Genomic DNA, 19,656 nt, shown 5'->3' on the forward strand with positions numbered 1-19,656 from the left:
CCTGTGGGAGCTGGCTTGCCAGCGATGGGGCCCGAACAGGCAACACCTGAGCGATGCCCCACGCCAGTTCGAAAACCAGGAAAACCAACAATATCGAACTGGCGCCATGGACCAGGGCATACCCCTGCCAAGCCGCAAACAGAAACCGCGCCACCGCGTCATAACGCCCATAAAGCGCCTGCGGATCACGAATCCGCAGCACCGCCCACACACAAACCACCGAACCCAAAAGATTCGCCATCAACATATGCATCGGCGCAAACGCCGCAAGCTCTCCGGGCAGATCCAGCGCCTGACTCAACGCCGTCAAAACCCCATGCAACGCCGTAAAACTCCATGGCGTGGCAAACGCCGCCGTGACAATCAGGTCATACCAGGCACTGCCGCGCACCACGTTTCGATACTGGGTTGAAGTCCACATCATCCATGCTCCAGAAATTTGAGGAGCAAGCACGGTAAAGCCTGGAGTATGCTCCAGGGTCAAGCCCTCTTCAGAGCAACACCATGCGTATCGGTGAATTAGCCGTGGCCAGCGCCGTCAGCCGCGACACCCTGCGTTTCTACGAGCAGCGCGGATTGATTGCGGCGCAACGCAGTGCCAACGGTTATCGCGACTATCCGCCGGAAATGGTGCAACTGGTGCTCTACATCAAGACTGCGCAACGGCTGGGTTTTACTCTCGGCGAAATCGGCAACAGCGTTACCGCCTTGTGGAAGGCACCTGATCCGGAAAATGCCGTGGCGCAATTGCTGCGCGACAAACTGCAACTGATCGAAACCCGTATGAGTGAACTCGACGCACTGCGTCAGGAGTTGCAACTACGGCTCGCTCAGGCGTGTCCATTGAATCCTGCACGTTAACTTTTCAAGGAACCCATCATGTCCCAGGCAAAAAACGCACTGATCATCGGCGCCTCACGTGGTTTGGGCCTCGGGTTAGTGAAAACCCTGCTGGCCGATGGCTGGCAAGTGACGGCCACCGTGCGCAATCCTTCGAACGCCGACGCGTTGCAAGCGCTGGGCAAGGTGCGCATCGAGAAGCTTGATATGGATGACCAGCAAGCGGTGATCGCCCTGAGTCAGCAACTCAAGGGCGAGACGTTCGACCTGCTGTTCGTCAACGCCGGGGTCAAAGGCCCGGATGTACAAACCCCGGGCGGCGCGACACTGGCCGAAGTCGGGAAATTGTTTTTCACCAACGCGGTGGCACCGATCAATCTGGCCCAGCGTTTTGTCGGGCAGATTCGCGATGGCAGCGGTGTGTTGGCGTTCATGAGTTCGGTACTCGGCAGCGTGACCATGCCGGATGCGCCGGAACTGGCGCTGTACAAGGCGAGCAAGGCTGCGCTGAATTCGATGACCAACACTTTCGTGACCCAGTTGGGCGAACAGAAACTCACGGTGCTGTCACTGCATCCGGGTTGGGTGAAGACGGACATGGGCGGTGACGGTGCCGACATTGATGTCGAGACCAGCACGCGCGGTCTGGTCGATCAGGTGAATGCGTTTACTGGCAAGGGCGGGCACCACTTCGTCAATTACAAGGGTGAAACCATTCCTTGGTAAAGGCACAAATCCTGTGGGAGCCGGGCTTGCCCGCGATGACGGAGTGCCAGTCGCCATATAAGGAGGCTGATCCGACGCATTCGCTGGCAAGCCAGCTCCCACAGGGATGAACGGTGTCCTGTCGGGAGGGGCTTGCCCGGCGCAGTGATTTGTTTGAAACTGCGCGCCTCGTCCTTCGCGGCGACCCTGGATCAGCAGACAGGGCAACACTGAGCTGGCAACCCTGAACCCAACTTTCAGAGGAGCCGGCCACAATGCCTGCCATCCGTACCTGGTTAAAAAATCCCCTCGCCACTTTCACGGCCAACGCGCTCGATGCCCGTGGTGGTCTGGTGCTGCAAGACGGCGTGATCGTCGAAGTGCTGGCGGCCGGTCAGCAACCGTCCGCACCGTGCAATGAAGTGTTCGATGCCAGCGAGCATGTGATCCTGCCGGGCCTGATCAACACCCACCACCATTTCTACCAAACCCTCACTCGCGCTTGGGCGCCAGTGGTCAACCAGCCCTTGTTTCCGTGGCTGAAAACCCTGTACCCGGTCTGGGCGCGCCTGACGCCTGAAAAACTCGCGCTCGCCAGTAAAGTCGCGCTGGCCGAACTACTGTTGTCGGGCTGCACCACTGCCGCCGACCACCACTACCTGTTCCCCGACGGTCTGGAAAACGCCATCGACGTACAAGTCGAAACCGTGCGTGAACTGGGCATGCGCGCCATGTTGACCCGAGGTTCGATGAGCCTCGGCGAGAAGGACGGTGGCCTGCCGCCACAGCAGACCGTGCAGGAAGGCCAGGTGATCCTCGACGACAGTCAGCGCCTGATTCACGAGTACCACGAGCGTGGCGATGGCGCGCAGATCCAGATCGCCCTGGCACCGTGCTCGCCCTTCTCGGTGACGCCGGAAATCATGTCGGCCAGTGCCGAACTGGCGAACAAACTCGACGTGCGTCTGCACACGCATCTGGCCGAAACCCTTGATGAAGAGGATTTCTGCCTGCAGCGTTTCGGCCTGCGTACCGTCGATTATCTGGACAGCGTTGGCTGGCTCGGCCCACGCACCTGGCTGGCCCACGGCATTCATTTCAACCCGGACGAAATCACCCGCCTCGGTCAGGCCGGCACCGGCATCTGCCATTGCCCAAGCTCGAACATGCGCCTGGCCTCCGGCATCTGCCCGAGCATCGATCTGACCGACGCCGGTGCGCTGTTTGGCCTGGGTGTCGACGGTTCGGCATCCAACGATGCGTCGAACATGATCCTCGAAGCGCGGCAGGCGCTGTACATCCAGCGTCTGCGTTATGGCGCCGAGAAAATCACCCCTGAGCGCGTGCTGGGCTGGGCGACCAAGGGCTCGGCGAGTCTGTTGGGGCGTACCGACATTGGTGAACTGGCGGTGGGCAAACAGGCTGATCTGGCGTTGTTCAAGCTCGATGAGCTGCGCTTCTCCGGTAGCCATGATCCGATTTCGGCGCTGCTGCTGTGCGGCGCCGATCGTGCGGATCGCGTGATGATTGGCGGCAAGTGGCGTGTGGTGGATGGACAGGTTGAAGGGCTGGATCTCAAGGGCTTGATTGCCGATCACAGCCAGGCTGCGCGCCAACTGATCGCCGGCACCTGATTCACCGCCGATTAAACCTGTGGGAGCGGGCTTGCTCGCGAAGGCGTCGTGTCAGTCAGTTTTAAGCTGCCTGACAGACCGCGTTCGCGAGCATGCCCGCTCCCACATTTGGAATTGTGGTGTTCCTAGAGCCCGAGCAGGGACAGCATGATGAACGTCGCAAACAGCACAAAGTGCGTCATGCCCTCAATGGCATTGGTTTCACCGTCGTTGAGGTTGATCGCACTGACAATCAGGGTGATGAAGATCATCACCGTCTGCACTGGCGTCATCGCCATTTGAAATGGCTGACCGGTGTACAGCGCCATGGCTTCCATCACCGGCACGGTCAGGATCACCGTCGACAGTGACGCGCCCATCGCGATGTTGACCACCGACTGCATGCGGTTGGCCAGCGCCGCACGCAATGCCGTGAGAATTTCCGGCGCGGCCGAGATCGCCGCCACCAGAATCGCCGTGATCACCGGCGGCGCCCCTGTTCCCTCCAGGCCCAGATCGAGGGTTTTCGACATCACCTCGGCCAGCGCGCCGATCACCACCACGCCAAACACCAGGATGCCAATCGACAAGCCCAACCTCAGCGGTTTCGGTTGCTGTTCGACCGGTTCTTTCTTGCGCCGCTTGTCCGGGTAGCTGTAGCTGAAAAAATAGCTGTGCGGCCCGACCTGCATGCGCAGGAACAAGGTGTAAAGCACCACCATCGCACCGATGGTGAACGCCGAATAAACCTTCCAGTTAGCCTCGGGAATGAACTCCGGCACCACCATCGACACGCCCATGGCGGTGAGGATCATCACGCTGTAGCTGCGCGCCGAATCGTCGTTGTAGGACTGCTCGCCGTGCTTGATCCCGCCCATCAGCGCCGCGAGGCCGAGAATGCCGTTGATGTCGAGCATCACCGCTGAATAGATCGTGTCACGCACCAGGGTGGGCGATGCTTCGTTGCTCATCATGATCGCCAGAATCACCACTTCTACCAGCACGGCGGCCAGCGTGAGGATCATCGTGCCGTAAGGGTCGCCGACTTTTTCGGCGAGCAGTTCGGCGTGATGGGCGACGCGCATTGAGGCGGCGACGATGAAGGCGATCAGCACCAGCCCGGCGCCCAGGGCGACGATCTGGCCGCTGTGCAGCAGCCAGTGTTCCAGTGAATAAGCGATGAGTGCGGCGATAAGGGCCAGCAGTAGAAAGCTTTCTTGCTTGAGGATCGTGAACATGGCGGGCCTTTTGCCGAAGAGTGCGAATGAGCTACAGACTGCGGAGCGGCGCTAACGTTTCGTTACACCTTAGCGCACCAGTGGATGGCGGCCGTTTCATTCGTTGCACTTTTATTGGCCGCGCCGACCTCTTCGCGAGCAAGCCCGCGCCCACATTGAAATGCATTCCCCTGTGGGAGCGAGCCTGCTCGCGAAGGCCGTTATGCGGTTTGGAGACGTTTGTTGTCCTGTTGGTCAGCAATTTGCATTGACGCTGTCCACACACAACAAAATGGAGCTCCAATTCATGCAAATACGTCCGCTGCACAAACTGCTGTGCGCCGTCCTCGGTCTGGGGATCAGTCTGAGCGCCAGCGCTGCCGATCCGCTGAAGGTCGGTTTCGTCTATATCGGCCCGATCGGCGACCACGGCTGGACGTATCAGCATGAACAGGGGCGCAAGGCACTGGCCGAGAAACTCGGCGATCAGATCACCACCCACTACGTGGAGAACGTCGCCGAAGGTGCCGATGCCGAGCGGGTGATCCGCAACATGGCCAAGGACAAGTACGACCTGATCTTCACCACCTCGTTTGGCTACATGAACCCGACGCTGAAAGTTGCCAAGCAATTTCCCAAAGTGACTTTCGAACACGCCACCGGCTACAAGCAGGACAAGAACCTCGGTACCTATCTGGCACGCACTTATGAAGGTCGCTACGTCGGCGGTTTCCTCGCCGCGAGGATGACCAAGAGCAAAAAAATCGGCTACGTCGCCTCGTTCCCGATTCCGGAAGTGATCCGCGATATCAACGCTATTCAACTGGCCCTGAACAAGTACAACCCCGGCACCGAGATCAAAGTGGTGTGGGTCAACTCCTGGTTCGATCCGGGCAAGGAAGCCGATGCGGCCAACGCGCTGATCGATCAGGGCGTGGACGTGGTGTTCCAGCACACCGACAGCCCGGCGCCAATTCAAGCGGCCGAACGTCGTGGCGTGTACGCCGTGGGCTACGCCTCCGACATGGCGCACTTCGGGCCGAAAGCGGTGCTGACCTCGATCGTCAACGACTGGGCGCCGCACTACATTCAGGCGACGCAAAGCGTGATCGACCACACTTGGAAATCCCAGGATTACTGGGGCGGGTTGAAGGAAGGCACGGTTGAACTGCCGATCAGCGACTTGGTGCCAGCGCCCGTGAAGGCTGAAGCCGAGCAGATCATCGCCGACATCAAGAGCGGCGCGTTCAAGCCGTTTACCGGGCCGATCAAGGATCAGGCCGGGGTCGAAAAAATCCCGGCGGGCGTGAGTGCAACCAACGCAGAACTGGCCTCGATGAACTATTACGTTGAAGGCATGAAGGCCGAGATGCCGAAGTAATCCTCCCAGAAACACCACCGAACCTGTGGGAGCTGGCTTGCCAGCGATGAGGCCATCACCTTCAACATCATTGTTGCCTGGGAGATTGCTATCGCTGGCAAGCCAGCTCCCACAGAGATCTCCGTTGCTTTTCAGTCTGAGTTTCTTCAGGACAAACGTATGAACAGCCTTCCCATCATCGACATCAGCCCGCTCTACACCGACGACCAAAACGCCTGGCCCGCCGTCGCCGAGCAAATCGACCAGGCGTGCCGCGAGTGGGGTTTCTTCTACATCAAGGGACATCCGATTTCCGCCCAGCGCATCGACGCACTGCTCGATCACGCGCAGCGTTTTTTCGATCTGCCGACGGCAGAGAAGCTCAAGATCGACATCACCCAGACCCGCCACCATCGCGGCTACGGCGCCATCGCCACCGAACAGCTCGACCCGAACAAACCCAGCGACCTCAAAGAAACCTTCGACATGGGCCTGCACCTGTCGGCGAACCATCCCGAAGTGCTGGCGGAAAAACCCTTGCGCGGGCCCAACCGCCATCCGGCAATTGCCGGTTGGGAGGCGCTGATGGAACAGCACTACCTCGACATGCAGGCCCTCGCGCAAACGCTGCTGCGCGCCATGACCCTTGCCCTGGACATCGAACGCGACTTTTTCGACAAGCGCTTTTTTGAACCCGTGAGTGTGCTGCGCATGATCCATTACCCGCCGCGCCACACCGCCAGTTCTGCCGAGCAACAAGGCGCTGGCGCGCACACGGATTACGGCTGCATCACCCTGCTCTATCAGGACGCGGCGGGTGGCCTGCAAGTGAAGAACGTCAAAGGTCAATGGATCGACGCGCCGCCGATTGACGGCACATTCGTGGTCAACCTCGGCGACATGATGGCGCGCTGGAGCAACGACCGATATCGCTCGACACCGCACCGGGTGATCAGCCCGCTCGGCGTGGATCGCTACTCGATGCCGTTCTTTGCCGAACCGCATCCGGACACCCGCATCGAATGCCTGCCCGGTTGTCAGGACGCACAGCATCCGGCGAAATATCCGGCCACCACTTGCGCCGAATTCCTGCTCTCGCGCTTCGCTGATACCTACGCCTATCGGCGGGAACAGGAGGCGGTCTGATGGATCGTTTGGTCAGGTTTTGCCAATTGTTTCGGCGAGCATCTGTAGAATGCCGTCATTGCACCTGATGAGAAAAGAATATGTACGACTGGCTCAACGCCCTGCCCAAGGCTGAACTGCACCTGCATCTGGAAGGCTCGCTGGAGCCCGAACTGCTGTTCGCCCTGGCCGAACGCAACAAGATCGCCCTGCCGTGGAACGACGTCGAAACCCTGCGCAAGGCTTACGCCTTCAACAATCTGCAGGAATTTCTCGACCTGTATTACCAGGGCGCCGACGTGCTGCGCACCTCCCAGGATTTCTACGACCTGACCTGGGCCTACCTGCTGCGCTGCAAAGCGCAGAACGTGATTCACACCGAACCGTTCTTCGATCCGCAGACCCACACCGACCGGGGTATCCCGTTCGAAGTGGTGCTCAACGGCATCGCCGCCGCATTGAAAGATGGTGAGCAGCAACTGGGCATCACCAGCGGTTTGATCCTCAGCTTCCTGCGCCATCTGAGCGAAGAAGAAGCACAGAAAACCCTCGATCAGGCGCTGCCGTTCCGTGACGCGTTTGTCGCCGTAGGTCTGGACAGCTCCGAGATGGGTCATCCGCCGAGCAAGTTCCAGCGCGTGTTCGACCGCGCTCGTCACGAAGGCTTCCTGACCGTCGCCCACGCCGGTGAAGAAGGGCCGCCGGAGTACATCTGGGAGGCCATCGACCTGCTGAAAATCCAGCGTATCGACCATGGCGTGCGCGCCATCGAAGACGAGCGCCTGATGCAGCGGATCATCGACGAGCAGATCCCGCTGACCGTGTGCCCGCTGTCGAACACCAAGCTTTGCGTGTTCGATCACATGTCGCAGCACAATATTCTCGACATGCTTGAGCGTGGCGTGAAGGTCACGGTGAATTCAGATGACCCGGCGTACTTCGGCGGTTACGTGACCGAGAACTTCCATGCGCTGCACGAACACTTGGGCATGACTCAGGATCAGGCCAAGCGTCTGGCACAGAACAGCCTGGATGCACGGTTGGTAAAACCGTAACAACACCGAAGAGCTAATGTGGGAGCGGGCTTGCTCGCTCCCACAATGGGATCTATGGTCAGCCTGCGACTTGTGTTTCAGTCAGCTCTTCCAGCGTCTTGCCCCGCGTCTCCATCCCGAACAACCACACCACCCCCGCCGCAATCGCAAAGCACAGCGCACCCAGCGCAAACACCCCACCCTGCCCGGTCATCGGGAACACCAGCCCGGTCACCATAGGCCCAAGCAGCGATCCCACCCGACCGATCGCCGAGGCGAATCCCGAGCCCGTCGCCCGGGCTGACGTCGGATACAACTCCGGCGTGTAGGTGTAGAGCACTGCCCACATGCCGAACAGGAAGAACTGCATCAACAACCCTGTGCTGATCAGCAGCGCCACATTGCCGCCGAACACCGCGCTCTGCCCATACAGAAACGCCATTACCCCCCCGCCGAGCAGCGTGACGATGCACACCGGTTTACGTCCCCAGCGTTCCACCAGCCACGCCGCCATCAGGAAACCGGGAATCCCGCCCAGGGAAATCAGCACCGTGTAATACACCGACTGCGTCACGGCGAAACCAGACTGTTGCAGCAATGCGCTGAGCCACGACGTCAGGCCGTAAAAACCCAGCAGCGCGAAGAACCACACACTCCAGATCATCGTCGTGCGCTGGCGATACTGTGGCGACCAGATCTGCTTGAGCGCCGAAAAGAAGTCGCCCGGGGGCGTCACAGTGCGCGGTATACGCAGCGGTGACGGCAACGCGGCGCCACCGAGCGATGCGCGTACCCGTGCTTCGATCCCGCTCAAGACTTTGTCGGCGGCTTCATGTTTTCCGGCCTGTTCCAGCCAGCGCGGTGATTCGGGGATGAAAAAACGGATCGCCAGCACAAACACCGCGGGCACCGCCAACACCAGAAAGATGTCGCGCCAGCCTATCAGCGGCAACAGGAAGTAGGACAATACCCCGGCCGCGACAAAACCCAGCGGCCAGAAGCCGTCCATCAAGGCGATGTAGCGCCCGCGTCGCTGAGCCGGAATCAGCTCCGACAACATCGATTGGGCAATCGGAAACTCCATGCCCATGCCAATCCCCAGCAGGATGCGGAACAGCGTCAGCGACTCTATCGTTTGCGCCGTCGAGCAAAGATAACTGGCCAGCCCCCACAGGACGATGCTCCACTGAAACACCGGTTTGCGTCCGAAACGGTCGGCGAGCATGCCGGACAGCGACGCGCCGAGCACCATACCGAAGAAACTCGAACTGGCGAGCAGCCCTGCCTGCGCACTGCTCAGGCCGAACTCGGCTTTGATCGAGCCGAGCAGGAACGTCATCATCGCCAGGTCCATGGAGTCAAAGAAAAACGCCAGGGCGATGATGATGAAAATGATCCGGTGATAACCGCTGATCGGCAGTCTTTCCAAGCGTTCTGCCGCGCTGAAGCCTTGAGTGTCCATATCGCCTCCCCCATCCGAAATTTCCCCGGATTGAGTGTGCGCGATGGTGATACAGAGGCCGTACTGGATGCGACCTGCTCGCAGTCGTAGACGACGTCGACACGCCTGACGTCGACCTCGAATGCTCTATCACGCCATCTCCAGCTCGGTTTCCTTGGCAAATCGATGCAATTCCCGCTGGCCGGTGTCCGTCAGTTGCAGGGCCCTTGAGTCATTGGGCAATGTCAGCCAACCGGACTGCATGAACAACTGCAGCAATGCCGCACCGAGTGAACCGCCCATGTGCGGACGACGCTCGCTCCAGTCCGGACAAGCGCAAGCCACCTGCACGTTGCGATGGGCCAGCGCCTGGATGAACACGCCGCGACTGGCCAACTGTTTCGCGCCTTTATGGGTCACCACCACGCGTTGTTCAAGCTGTTCGATCCAGCCGGCGTCGAGCAGTCGCTGGTACAGATCGGCAGCCAGCGTGCCGCCCAAATGGTCATCACAAAAACGTGCGCGCAATAGCGAAGAGGGTGCCGTCTGAGGTTTGGTCATGGGCGTGGCGCGCTTGAACACTTCGGCGATTTCCCGCGGAGCACTGGCAATGGTGGCGCTGGCCAGCGCTTCTATCGCCGCCCCTACCTCCGGTGCCGAAAGGCGGAAAAACCGCTTGCGACCACGAACTTCAACCTTCAACAGACCGCCGGTGGACAAGCGTGCCAGATGCGCGCTGGCCGATGACGGCGACAGCCCTGCCAGTAGCGCTAGCTCCTCGGTCTGCCGGGCCGAGCCGTCCATCAGCGCCCACATCATCGCGCTGCGCTTGGGGTCGGCCAGCAACGTGGCGATCTGGCTGATGCAAGGTGCATGTTCCATGTATTCACTCCCTGTGGAATCGTATCGTCTACTGCTCGGAGACATCTTGACCAGTAATGGGTCGGCGGCCAAGACGTGAAAAACGCCCTGAGCCGGGACAAGGCAGGCCATTGACACAACATGTTCCGGCATAGAACCCGCCACCCTTGCACAGCCCTGAATTGAACAGGGACTGCTGGATGTGACGTCGTCCGGGCCGGGTTTCGGTACTGGCATGAGGCGGGCGCTAGTATAAGCGGGATGCACGCCCCGTCCCGCGTCGCGGCCTGCACGTGTGGTGATTGTTCCTGACAGAAATTTCTCTATTTACCTGCGACTAATGATCAAGTTTCTGGAAAACGGGAAATTGACTACTCAAATCAGCGCATCGGCTGGCGAGCATTTCCCTCAGAAGGTTCACCGGCTTACTCAATTGTGCGCGATGTGCGCACAAAAGATTCAGCGGAGCGCGCTCACAAAGCAGCTCCGGCAACAGCACTTTGAGGCGCCCGGCGAGGACATCGGCGCCCACGTCCAGCCAGGATTTGTAGGCAATGCCCGCGCCGGCCACCGCCCACAACCGCACGACGTCGGCGTCGTCACTGAAACGATCGCCACTGACGGTCAAGCCGACTTCGCGCTTGCCGTCGTGAAAACTCCAGTGGTCATGCACCCGGCTGCCGAGCATGTACAACAGGCAATTGTGCTGAGCCAGTTGTTCGAGTTGGCGCGGTTCGCCGTGCCGCGCCAGATAGGCCGGGGATGCGCAAAGCACGCGGCGGTTATGCGGGGCGATGGGCAAGGCGATCAGGCTGGAGTCTTCTGGCTCGCCATAACGCAGGGCGATGTCCACCGGCTGGCGAAACAGGTCAGCGATGCGGTCGCCGAGCAACAGGCGTACGGTCAGTTTCGGATGTTCACGCTGGAACTCGTCGAGCCAGGGCAACAACAGGTTGCGCCCGAAATCCGAAGGCGCCGACAACTGCAAGACCCCGCTGACCTGCTCCTGCCCGCTGGCCAACAGACGTCGGCCCTCATCGAGGTTGCTCAGCGCGGCCCGGGCGTATTCGAGAAAGCCTTCACCCTCGGCGGTCAGGCGAAGACTACGCGTGGAGCGCGCCAGCAACCGTGCGCCGAGTTGCTGCTCGATGCGCTTCAACGCCGCACTGGCCACCGCGGCGGACATGTCCATCACCCGCGCCGCCGCTGACAGGCTGCCCAGATCCGCCGCCCGAACAAACAACTGCAAGTCATCGAAACGCAGCATGTTCTGCCTCGATTATCAAAAAAATATTGAAAGAGCCTGCTCTTTTAGCCGGTTTTATCTTGCAGAGAAATAGCCAATCATCTGCGCCATCGAATTCATCCCGCTTCTATGGAGCCGAGCATGTCCCAGCCATTCACCGCTATTGCCACCCTGACCGCCAAACCCGGCCAACAGGACACCCTTGAGCAGGCGTTGCGCGCACTGGTAGAGCCAAGCCGTGCCGAGGACGGTTGCAGTCAGTATGACTTGCATCGCGATCTGACCGACCCGCAGGTGTTCTGCGTGATCGAACACTGGGCAAGCGAAGCCATCTTGCAAGCGCACAACGCCAGCGCACACTTTCAGAATTTCCAGGCCACTGCCGGCCAGTGCATCGAACACTTCGAAATCAAACGTCTGGGCAGCATCGCCTGAACCTTTCTTTTATTACCTTGACGGAGCCCCTCATGAAAGCCATTGCTTATTACGCCTCCCTGCCGATCAGCGACGCAAAATCCCTGCAAGACATCGAGCTGCCGGAACCGGTGGCTGGCCCGCGAGATTTGCTGGTGGAGGTCAAAGCCATCTCGGTCAATCCCGTGGATACCAAAATCCGCCAGAACGTCGCCCCTGAAGGCGGTGCGGCGAAAGTGCTGGGCTGGGACGTGGCCGGTGTGGTCAAGGCTGTGGGCAGCGAGGTGACGCTGTTCAAGGCTGGCGACAACGTCTTCTACGCCGGATCCATCGCCCGCGCGGGTGGCAACAGCGAACGGCACGTTGTGGATGAACGAATTGTCGGGCACATGCCCAAATCCCTGGGTTTCGCTGAAGCCGCCGCCCTGCCCCTGACCGCGATCACCGCGTGGGAGTTGCTCTTCGAACGCCTGCACATTCGCGAAGGTAAAACCGCCGAAGGCCAGAGCCTGCTGATCGTCGGCGCGGCGGGCGGCGTGGGCTCGATCCTCACGCAACTGGCCAAGCAACTGACCGGTCTGAAAGTGATCGGCACCGCCTCCCGTGAGCAAACCCGCGATTGGGTCAGCGAGTTGGGCGCGGACCTGGTGATCGATCACAGCCAGCCGCTGAGCGAAGCGCTCAAGCGTGCCGGGATCAACCAAGTGACCCACGTCGCCAGCCTGACCCAGACCGAGCAACATCTTGATCAACTGATCGAAGCCCTGGCGCCGCAAGGCAAACTGGCGCTGATCGACGATCCGAAGTCGCTGGACGTCACCAAGCTCAAGCGCAAGAGCCTGTCGCTGCACTGGGAGTTCATGTACACCCGCTCGCTGTTCGAGACGCCGGACATGATCGAACAGCACAACCTGCTCAACCGCGTGGCCGAGCTGATTGATGCCGGAACATTGAAGACGACGGTCGGCGAGCACTTTGGCAGCATCAATGCGGCGAATCTGCGCCGGGCGCATGAATTGCTGGAAAGCGGCAAAGTCAAGGGGAAAATTGTTTTAGAAGGTTTCTAAACATCAAAAAATCGCAGTCTTCGGCAGCGCCAGTAACGGGCTGGCGGGGACTGCGAGTTTTTTTTGCCGTCAGTCTGACAGTTGATCCTTGTCACAATTGCGATCGTATTCAGGTCTACAATCGACGCCTCTGCGATACATCTTTTACGCAAGGGAGGTCAGTAATGAAGATCCTGATAAAAGAAGTGGCAAAGTCTCAATGGCAGGTTCGCCTGGATCAGCACGCCGTGACATTCCGCAGTGAAGCCGAAGCCCTCGCCTTCACCCGCACCCTCGAAGCGCGAATTTGCGCGCCCCATCAGATCCCCGACCTCAGCCAGCAACGCGCTGCCGGCTGAGGTTTTCTTATGCCTCGGCCTGGGCTTGCGCCAGCGCTCGGGCATTGTGCAGACGCCGGGTGAGCATCGCGACGCTCACCACCAACAAACCGCACAGGCTGATGACCATCGCCATCGGCACGGCGGAGCCATCGTGCAACACGCCCACCAGCGCCGAAGCCCCGGCGGCGACGCTGAACTGCATGCAACCGAGCAACGCCGACGCACTTCCGGCGCGTCCACCCTGCCCATTCATCGCACAGGCTGCGGCATTGGGACTGATGCAGCCAAGGCTGGCAACACAGATGAACAAAGGGATCAGCAGCGGCCACAGTGCCTCGGTGTGCAAGGCAGCGACCGCTAGCAAAGTCAGACCGGCAGCCAGATAAACCCAGACCGCGCGCGACAGCAGAAACGCCGGGCCTCGCTTGGCCAATAGCCGCGCATTGATTTGCGCCACCAGAATGAACCCCGCCGCGTTGGTGCCGAACAGCCAGCCGAAATGCTCCGCCGGCACGCCATACAGTTTGATAAAGATGAACGGTGAGCCAGCAATGTAGGCAAACATCCCGGCGATGGCGATGCCGCCGGTCAGGGCATGGCCGATATAAATCGGATCCTTCAAGAGGCGTCCATACTGGCGCAAGGCACCGGACAACGGTTGGCGCGGTATATGCGCGGGCATACTTTCCGGCAGACCGAGGGCCACCGCCAATCCAGCCAATGCACTGAAAACGGTCAGCACCAGAAAGATCGACTGCCAACCCGTGGTGTTGACCAGCAGGCCGCCGAGCATCGGCGCCAGGATCGGTGCCAGGCCCATCACCAGCATCAGCTGCGAAAAGACCTTCGCCGAACCCACCGCGTCGCATTTGTCGCTGACCACCGCCCGAGAAATCACCATCCCCGCACAGCCACCCAGCGCCTGCACGAAGCGTGCGCCGATCAGCCATTCCAGATTTGGCGCATAAGCGCAGGCCAGGGATGCCAGCGTGAACAGCGCCAGACCAATAAGTAACGGAACCCGTCGACCGAAGCGATCCGCTACCGGGCCGTACGCCAGTTGGCCAATCGACAGACCGAGGAAGTAAGCGGCCAGCGTCATCTGGACGTGTTTTTCATCGGTGGCGAACGCCAGGGCCATGGAGGGAAACGCAGGTAAATAAAAGTCGATCGCCAAGGGACCGAAGGCGGTCAAGGCACCGAGAATCAGAATGGTACGGAAGTTCATCAGGCATCCAGGTTGGCAAGTCGGCAGCCCGACAGTCTAGCCGCGCCCGGACGCCTTGAACATTCAGATAGCTCGCTAACTATTAAAAATCAGACGAGTTTGATGGCGTAACCTTCCTCGCTGATCGCGGCGATCACCTGATCGGCCGTCATTACACTGTCGACACCGACCTCTTTGGCTGCCAAATCAACCTGCACAACAGCCGCCGGATCCTTGGCTTGCACCGCGTTGGTGATCGCTTTGACGCAATGGCCGCAGGACATGCCTTGAACGTTGAATACTTGCATGGGATGACTCCTTTGAGTGAGGTTGCCAGCAGTTTTGAGCTTGCCACGGTGGCAAGGTCAAGTTCTTGAATAAACTGCCGGGCTGGCAATCGGCGCCGCGCTCGGCCAAGCTGCGAGCATCAATGACATAAATTCAGGAGATTCAGCCATGCGCTGGTCAGCTTTCAGCCTGTTTGGCTTGCTCAGCCTCTTCGCCTTCCTGCCTCAGGCCAACGCGACCGGAGAGGACTACGCCGTTCTGATCATTTCGCGCGAGCGCCTGGAAGTGCCGACGTCTTGCGAGATTGGCGTGTACATCCAGGATCAGTTTGCAGGGCGACTGCTTCAAGAGCAGTCCACCTCGTTCAACCTGCCCCATGGTACTTTTTCGATTCGTCTGAAACTGGAGCCAGGTCAAGTATCGGGTTGTCAGCCCGGCATGCTGGCACCACCGGCGCAGGAGATCTCGCTCAAGGCTGGCGATGTGGTGAAGTACCGTATCGCCTCATCCGCCAAAGGCTTGTACCTGCGGCCCGCCGCCCTCGAATATTAAGCCCGTCCAAAATGTGGGGGCGGGCTGGCTCGCGAAAGCGTTGTGTCATTCAATAAAGACCTTGAATGTAACGCCCCTTCGCGAGCCAGCCCCCTCGCTTTTTTTTGCCCTGCGACATCGTACCGATTGGCGCTTGACCTTGCCCGCATGGCAAGGTTGATCCTTGTAGGCATCTTCTACAGGGAGTACGACCGATGTCCGAATCCATCACTTTCGATCTGCCGATTGCCGGCATGACCTGCGCCAGTTGCGCCGGACGTGTCGAGCGGGCCTTGAGCAAAGTCAGCGGCGCCAGTGCCGTCAGTGTCAATCTCGCCACCGAGCAGGCCCGCGTCCAGGCCCCCGGCGACAGTCTGCCTGCCTTGATGGACGCGATAGCGCGCGCCGGCTATAGCGTGCCGCAGCAGACACTCGAACTGAGCATCGACGGCATGACCTGCGCGTCCTGCGTGGGTCGCGTCGAACGCGCCCTGAACAAAGTTCCCGGGGTGAAAAGCGTCAGCGTCAACCTCGCCAACGAACGCGCCCACCTTGAGCTGCTTGGCCAGGTCGATGAGCAAACCCTGCTCGACGCGGTGAGCAAGGCTGGTTATTCGGCCAGCGTCTGGCAAGCCGAACACCCGCCAACCGACAAACAGCATCAACACCTGCAACACGAACGCTGGGCGCTGATCTGTGCGATCGCTCTCGCCCTGCCACTGGTGGCGCCGATGCTGCTGCAACCGTTCGGCATTCATTGGATGCTGCCGGCCTGGGCGCAATTCGCTCTCGCTACTCCGGTGCAATTCATTTTCGGCGCACGCTTCTATGTCGCGGCGTGGAAAGCCGTCCGCGCCGGCGCCGGCAACATGGACTTGCTTGTCGCCCTCGGCACCAGTGCCGGTTATGGCTTGAGCCTTTACGAGTGGGCCACCGCTGCCGGGCGCATGCCGCACCTGTACTTCGAAGCATCGGCGGTGGTCATCGCCCTGGTGTTGCTCGGCAAATACCTGGAAAGCCGCGCCAAACGCCAGACCGCCAGCGCCATCCGCGCGCTCGAAGCCTTGCGTCCGGAACGGGCGATTCAATTGATCGACGGTCGCGAACAGGACGTCGCCATCAGCGCCCTGCATCTGAACGACGTGGTTCTGGTCAAACCCGGCGAGCGCTTCCCGGTCGACGGTGAAGTGCTGGAGGGCCAGAGCCACGCCGACGAAGCCCTGATCAGTGGTGAGAGCCTACCGGTACCGAAACAACCCGGCGACAAGGTCACCGGTGGCGCGATCAACGGTGAAGGCCGGTTGCAGGTGCGCACCACCGCCCTTGGCGCCGAAAGCGTACTGGCGCGGATCATTCGTCTGGTGGAAGACGCTCAGGCGGCGAAAGCACCGATCCAGAAACTGGTGGATAAAGTCAGCCAAGTGTTTGTGCCAACCGTATTGGTCCTGGCCCTGGCGACGCTGATTGGCTGGTGGCTGTACGGCGCGCCGATGGAAACCGCACTGATCAACGCGGTCGCCGTATTGGTCATCGCTTGCCCCTGCGCCTTGGGCCTCGCCACGCCCACCGCCATCATGGCCGGCACCGGCGTGGCAGCGCGTCACGGCATCCTGATCAAGGACGCCGAAGCCTTGGAGCGCGCCCATGAAGTCAGCAGCGTGGTGTTCGACAAGACCGGCACACTGACCTCTGGCACGCCACGCATCGCGCATTTCAACGCGGTCGATGGTGATCAAAACAATCTGCTGAAACTGGCCGGCGCCCTGCAACGCGGCAGTGAGCATCCACTGGCCAAAGCGGTGCTGGACGCCGCTGCCGAACGTGATCTGACGGTACCCGACGTCAGCGACAGCCAGTCGCTGACCGGTCGCGGTATTGCCGGCACTTTCGAAGGTCGGCGTCTGGCGCTGGGCAATCGGCGGATGCTCGAAGACAACGGTTTAAACGCCGGGACTCTGGGCGAATCCGCCAAAGCCTGGGAAGCCGAAGGCCGCACCCTGTCGTGGCTGATTGAACAAAGCCCCGAGCCGCGCATTCTCGGGTTGTTCGCCTTCGGTGACACGTTGAAACCCGGGGCACTGGAAGCGGTGCAACAACTGGCCGCACGAGGCATCCACAGTCATCTGCTGACCGGCGACAACCGTGGCAGCGCCCGCGTGGTGGCCGAGGCCTTGGGCATTGAAAACGTGCACGCCGAGGTACTGCCAGCCGACAAAGCCGCCACCGTCACCGAACTGAAGAAAACCGGCGTCGTCGCCATGGTCGGCGATGGCATCAATGACGCCCCGGCTCTCGCCGCCGCCGACATCGGCATCGCCATGGGAGGCGGCACCGACGTGGCCATGCATGCGGCGGGCATCACCCTGATGCGCGGCGATCCACGGCTGGTGCCGGCGGCGCTGGACATCAGCCGCAAGACCTACGCGAAGATACGCCAGAACCTGTTCTGGGCCTTCGTCTACAACCTGGTCGGCATTCCGTTGGCAGCGTTCGGCTTCCTCAACCCGGTGTTGGCCGGCGCGGCGATGGCGCTGTCGAGCGTCAGCGTGGTGAGCAATGCGCTACTGTTGAAAACCTGGAAGCCCAAGGATCTGGAGGAGCACCGATGAACATCGGCCAAGCAGCCAAGCACAGTGGCCTGAGCGCGAAAATGATCCGCTATTACGAGTCGATCGGTTTGCTCAAAGCGGCCCATCGCACCGACAGCGGCTATCGGATTTACGGCGACGATGATCTGCACACGCTGGCGTTCATCAAGCGCTCGCGGGACCTGGGCTTTTCACTGGAAGAGGTCGGCAAACTGCTGACCCTCTGGCAGGATCGCCAACGGGCCAGTGCCGATGTGAAAGCATTGGCCCGCCAGCACATCGACGAGTTGAACCACAAGATCCGCGAGCTTGGCCAGTTGCGCGACACCCTGCAGGATCTGGTCGAGCACTGCCACGGTGACCATCGCCCCGATTGCCCGATCCTCAAGGAACTGGCGTCGGGCTGCTGCGCGCAACCCGTTCGCGTCTGATCGCCAGCCCTCTCACCGCCAGCAACGTGCCCAAGGGAATGCCGTGAAACAGCATGACCACAGCACCCGGCGTCCACCACCCATAGAACGGGGCGGCGATCAGCATACCCACGCCGAACCCGGTCATTTGCAGCAGGGTCAGAAAGCTGAAGATCGGCAGGCGCAGGTGTTCGGGCTCACGTTGCAGACGCGACAGCAGACCGACCTCGGAAAAGCCGTCGCCCAATCCCGCCGGCAATGAAAACAGCAACAATCCCAAAAGGCTGTGTTGCTGGAACATCAGGATGAAGCCGCAGGACATCAGCGCCACGCCAAAGAAAAACCGCCGCTCCAGATGGCTGTTGTCCGAGCCTTTGAGGCGACTGGCGATCCGTGCGCCGAGCAGCTTGCCGCTGGCCCACACCGCGAGCATCAAGCCCAGGGTTGTGCTGGCCGAATCGGGCGACAGCAGTTTGGAAATGATCGGGAAACCGACGTTGTGCGCGGCGCTGCCCAAGGTGTCGGCCATCGTCACGGCGAGCATCGCGGCAATCACCGGGGCACTGCGCAGACCTTGCTTGAGGGCTGACCATTCGCCGCGTTCAGGCGCTTCGGTGACGGTCGATGGGGCGAAACGCAGCGGCACAATCAACAAAGCCGCCAGCAAGTAGGTCAGCGCATTCAGGGCGAACACTGTTTCGAAGCCAAACCCTGCCACCAATAACCCTGAGACCAGACTGCCGCCGACCATCGCCGCCGACGAGGTCGAGGTGATCCAGGCATTGGTCTTGATTAACTGCGCCTCAGGAATCAAACGCGGCAACTGGCTGTTGAGGCCGATGGCGAACATCGAATTGCCCAGGCCCAGCCCGAACGCAATGAACGGCAACAGCAACGCTTGCTGAGCGACCGGCACGATCAACAGCAAACCGAGCACAGCGGCGCGTAACAGATCGAACGCGATCAGCGGTACACGCCCGCTGAAGCGTCGGTAAAACCGCGTGCCGATCAGACTGGCAAAGATCCCGCCACCGACGCGACTGGCGAGGAAGATCCCCACGCTCATGGCGCTGTTGCTCAGCAAGTAGACGTATGTGGCCAGCGCGACCATGTTGAGGAAGGCGCCGAAATCGGAGATCAGCCGGGCAGTGATGATCAGGTGGGCGTTGCGAGGGGGGGTCACATTCAGTCCTTGAGTGCGCGCAGGCGAACAAGATTCCCATACACATTGGAAGAACACCATAGAACCTGTGGGAGCGGGCTTGCTCGCGAAAGCGTTGTATCAGGCAACATTGATGACGACTGACAAGGCCGCTTCGCGAGCAAGCCCTCTCCCACAGGGGAACTTCGGTGTAGACGGGAATGAGGCGGGCACAAAAAACCGGCCGA

The 19,656-nt window shown here is 60.5% G+C and carries 20 protein-coding genes; 12 read left to right on the plus strand and 8 right to left on the minus strand.

Going from position 1 to position 19,656, the window contains the following annotated elements:
- On the minus strand, positions 1–421 hold a 421-nt coding region (locus K5E40_RS31920; RefSeq protein WP_221734165.1), incomplete at its 3' end, for a hypothetical protein.
- Positions 422–504: 83 nt separating this feature from the next.
- On the opposite strand from K5E40_RS31920, the gene K5E40_RS31925 reads away from it, so the two are divergent.
- The 3 genes from K5E40_RS31925 (at position 505) to K5E40_RS31935 (ending at position 3,179) form a co-directional block, all read left to right on the plus strand.
- Positions 505–861: a MerR family transcriptional regulator gene (locus K5E40_RS31925; RefSeq protein ID WP_221734166.1), complete on the plus strand. Its 357-nt coding sequence runs from the start codon at positions 505–507 to the stop codon at positions 859–861.
- An 18-nt stretch (positions 862–879) separates the two neighbouring features.
- Positions 880–1,566, plus strand: coding sequence for an SDR family oxidoreductase (locus tag K5E40_RS31930; protein WP_221734167.1), 687 nt, complete (start codon positions 880–882; stop codon positions 1,564–1,566).
- Positions 1,567–1,820: 254 nt separating this feature from the next.
- Complete coding sequence (locus K5E40_RS31935; RefSeq protein WP_221734168.1) at positions 1,821–3,179, plus strand: 8-oxoguanine deaminase; 1,359 nt, start codon at positions 1,821–1,823, stop codon at positions 3,177–3,179.
- A gap of 125 nt (positions 3,180–3,304) precedes the next feature.
- Here the strand turns inward: K5E40_RS31935 and K5E40_RS31940 are convergent, their stop codons facing one another.
- A complete protein-coding gene (locus tag K5E40_RS31940) occupies positions 3,305–4,396 on the minus strand; it encodes a calcium:proton antiporter (protein ID WP_221734169.1) in 1,092 nt (363 codons plus the stop codon).
- A 286-nt stretch (positions 4,397–4,682) separates the two neighbouring features.
- On the opposite strand from K5E40_RS31940, the gene K5E40_RS31945 reads away from it, so the two are divergent.
- From K5E40_RS31945 to K5E40_RS31955, 3 genes are all read left to right on the plus strand, one after another.
- On the plus strand, positions 4,683–5,756 hold the full coding sequence (locus K5E40_RS31945; RefSeq protein ID WP_221734170.1) for a BMP family ABC transporter substrate-binding protein: 1,074 nt from the start codon (positions 4,683–4,685) through the stop codon (positions 5,754–5,756).
- Positions 5,757–5,915: 159 nt separating this feature from the next.
- Positions 5,916–6,881, plus strand: a complete 966-nt coding sequence (locus K5E40_RS31950; RefSeq protein ID WP_221734171.1) for a 2-oxoglutarate and iron-dependent oxygenase domain-containing protein — start codon at positions 5,916–5,918, stop codon at positions 6,879–6,881.
- A gap of 80 nt (positions 6,882–6,961) precedes the next feature.
- Entirely contained in the window at positions 6,962–7,915 is a 954-nt protein-coding gene (locus K5E40_RS31955; RefSeq protein WP_221734172.1) for an adenosine deaminase, read from the plus strand.
- Positions 7,916–7,973: 58 nt separating this feature from the next.
- Here the strand turns inward: K5E40_RS31955 and K5E40_RS31960 are convergent, their stop codons facing one another.
- The 3 genes from K5E40_RS31960 to K5E40_RS31970 all read right to left on the minus strand — a co-directional run bounded on the left by K5E40_RS31960 (position 7,974) and on the right by K5E40_RS31970 (position 11,463).
- A complete protein-coding gene (locus K5E40_RS31960; RefSeq protein ID WP_221734173.1) occupies positions 7,974–9,356 on the minus strand; it encodes an MFS transporter in 1,383 nt (460 codons plus the stop codon).
- Positions 9,357–9,485: 129 nt separating this feature from the next.
- The gene (locus tag K5E40_RS31965) at positions 9,486–10,217 is read right to left on the minus strand and encodes a helix-turn-helix transcriptional regulator (protein ID WP_221734174.1); all 732 of its coding nucleotides are present in this window, start codon (positions 10,215–10,217) and stop codon (positions 9,486–9,488) included.
- A 316-nt stretch (positions 10,218–10,533) separates the two neighbouring features.
- Complete coding sequence (locus K5E40_RS31970) at positions 10,534–11,463, minus strand: LysR family transcriptional regulator (RefSeq protein WP_221734175.1); 930 nt, start codon at positions 11,461–11,463, stop codon at positions 10,534–10,536.
- A gap of 120 nt (positions 11,464–11,583) precedes the next feature.
- Between K5E40_RS31970 and K5E40_RS31975 the strand changes: the two genes are divergently transcribed.
- From K5E40_RS31975 to K5E40_RS31985, 3 genes are all read left to right on the plus strand, one after another.
- The gene (locus K5E40_RS31975; RefSeq protein ID WP_221734176.1) at positions 11,584–11,877 is read left to right on the plus strand and encodes a putative quinol monooxygenase; all 294 of its coding nucleotides are present in this window, start codon (positions 11,584–11,586) and stop codon (positions 11,875–11,877) included.
- A 32-nt stretch (positions 11,878–11,909) separates the two neighbouring features.
- Entirely contained in the window at positions 11,910–12,923 is a 1,014-nt protein-coding gene (locus tag K5E40_RS31980; RefSeq protein ID WP_221734177.1) for a zinc-binding alcohol dehydrogenase family protein, read from the plus strand.
- A 164-nt stretch (positions 12,924–13,087) separates the two neighbouring features.
- Positions 13,088–13,261, plus strand: coding sequence for a hypothetical protein (locus K5E40_RS31985; RefSeq protein WP_221734178.1), 174 nt, complete (start codon positions 13,088–13,090; stop codon positions 13,259–13,261).
- Positions 13,262–13,268: 7 nt separating this feature from the next.
- Here the strand turns inward: K5E40_RS31985 and K5E40_RS31990 are convergent, their stop codons facing one another.
- The gene (locus K5E40_RS31990; protein WP_221734179.1) at positions 13,269–14,471 is read right to left on the minus strand and encodes a multidrug effflux MFS transporter; all 1,203 of its coding nucleotides are present in this window, start codon (positions 14,469–14,471) and stop codon (positions 13,269–13,271) included.
- An 89-nt stretch (positions 14,472–14,560) separates the two neighbouring features.
- The gene (locus K5E40_RS31995) at positions 14,561–14,758 is read right to left on the minus strand and encodes a cation transporter (protein WP_221734180.1); all 198 of its coding nucleotides are present in this window, start codon (positions 14,756–14,758) and stop codon (positions 14,561–14,563) included.
- Positions 14,759–14,906: 148 nt separating this feature from the next.
- Between K5E40_RS31995 and K5E40_RS32000 the strand changes: the two genes are divergently transcribed.
- The 3 genes from K5E40_RS32000 to cueR all read left to right on the plus strand — a co-directional run bounded on the left by K5E40_RS32000 (position 14,907) and on the right by cueR (position 18,288).
- Positions 14,907–15,290 (plus strand): hypothetical protein, encoded by a 384-nt coding sequence (locus K5E40_RS32000; protein WP_221734181.1) that lies wholly within the window; start codon positions 14,907–14,909, stop codon positions 15,288–15,290.
- Positions 15,291–15,484: 194 nt separating this feature from the next.
- Positions 15,485–17,878, plus strand: coding sequence for a heavy metal translocating P-type ATPase (locus tag K5E40_RS32005; protein WP_221734182.1), 2,394 nt, complete (start codon positions 15,485–15,487; stop codon positions 17,876–17,878).
- A complete protein-coding gene (cueR, locus tag K5E40_RS32010) occupies positions 17,875–18,288 on the plus strand; it encodes a Cu(I)-responsive transcriptional regulator (RefSeq protein WP_221734183.1) in 414 nt (137 codons plus the stop codon). The genes K5E40_RS32005 and cueR overlap by 4 nt, the downstream gene beginning before the upstream one ends.
- Here cueR and K5E40_RS32015 read toward each other — a convergent pair.
- Positions 18,242–19,450 carry an MFS transporter gene (locus K5E40_RS32015; RefSeq protein WP_221734184.1) on the minus strand — a complete coding sequence of 403 codons (1,209 nt, stop codon included), beginning with the start codon at positions 19,448–19,450 and terminating at the stop codon, positions 18,242–18,244. The genes cueR and K5E40_RS32015 overlap by 47 nt on opposite strands.
- Positions 19,451–19,656 lie beyond the last annotated feature (206 nt).

The organism is Pseudomonas baetica (assembly GCF_019733355.1).
Taxonomy (GTDB): Bacteria; Pseudomonadota; Gammaproteobacteria; order Pseudomonadales; family Pseudomonadaceae; genus Aquipseudomonas; species Aquipseudomonas baetica_A.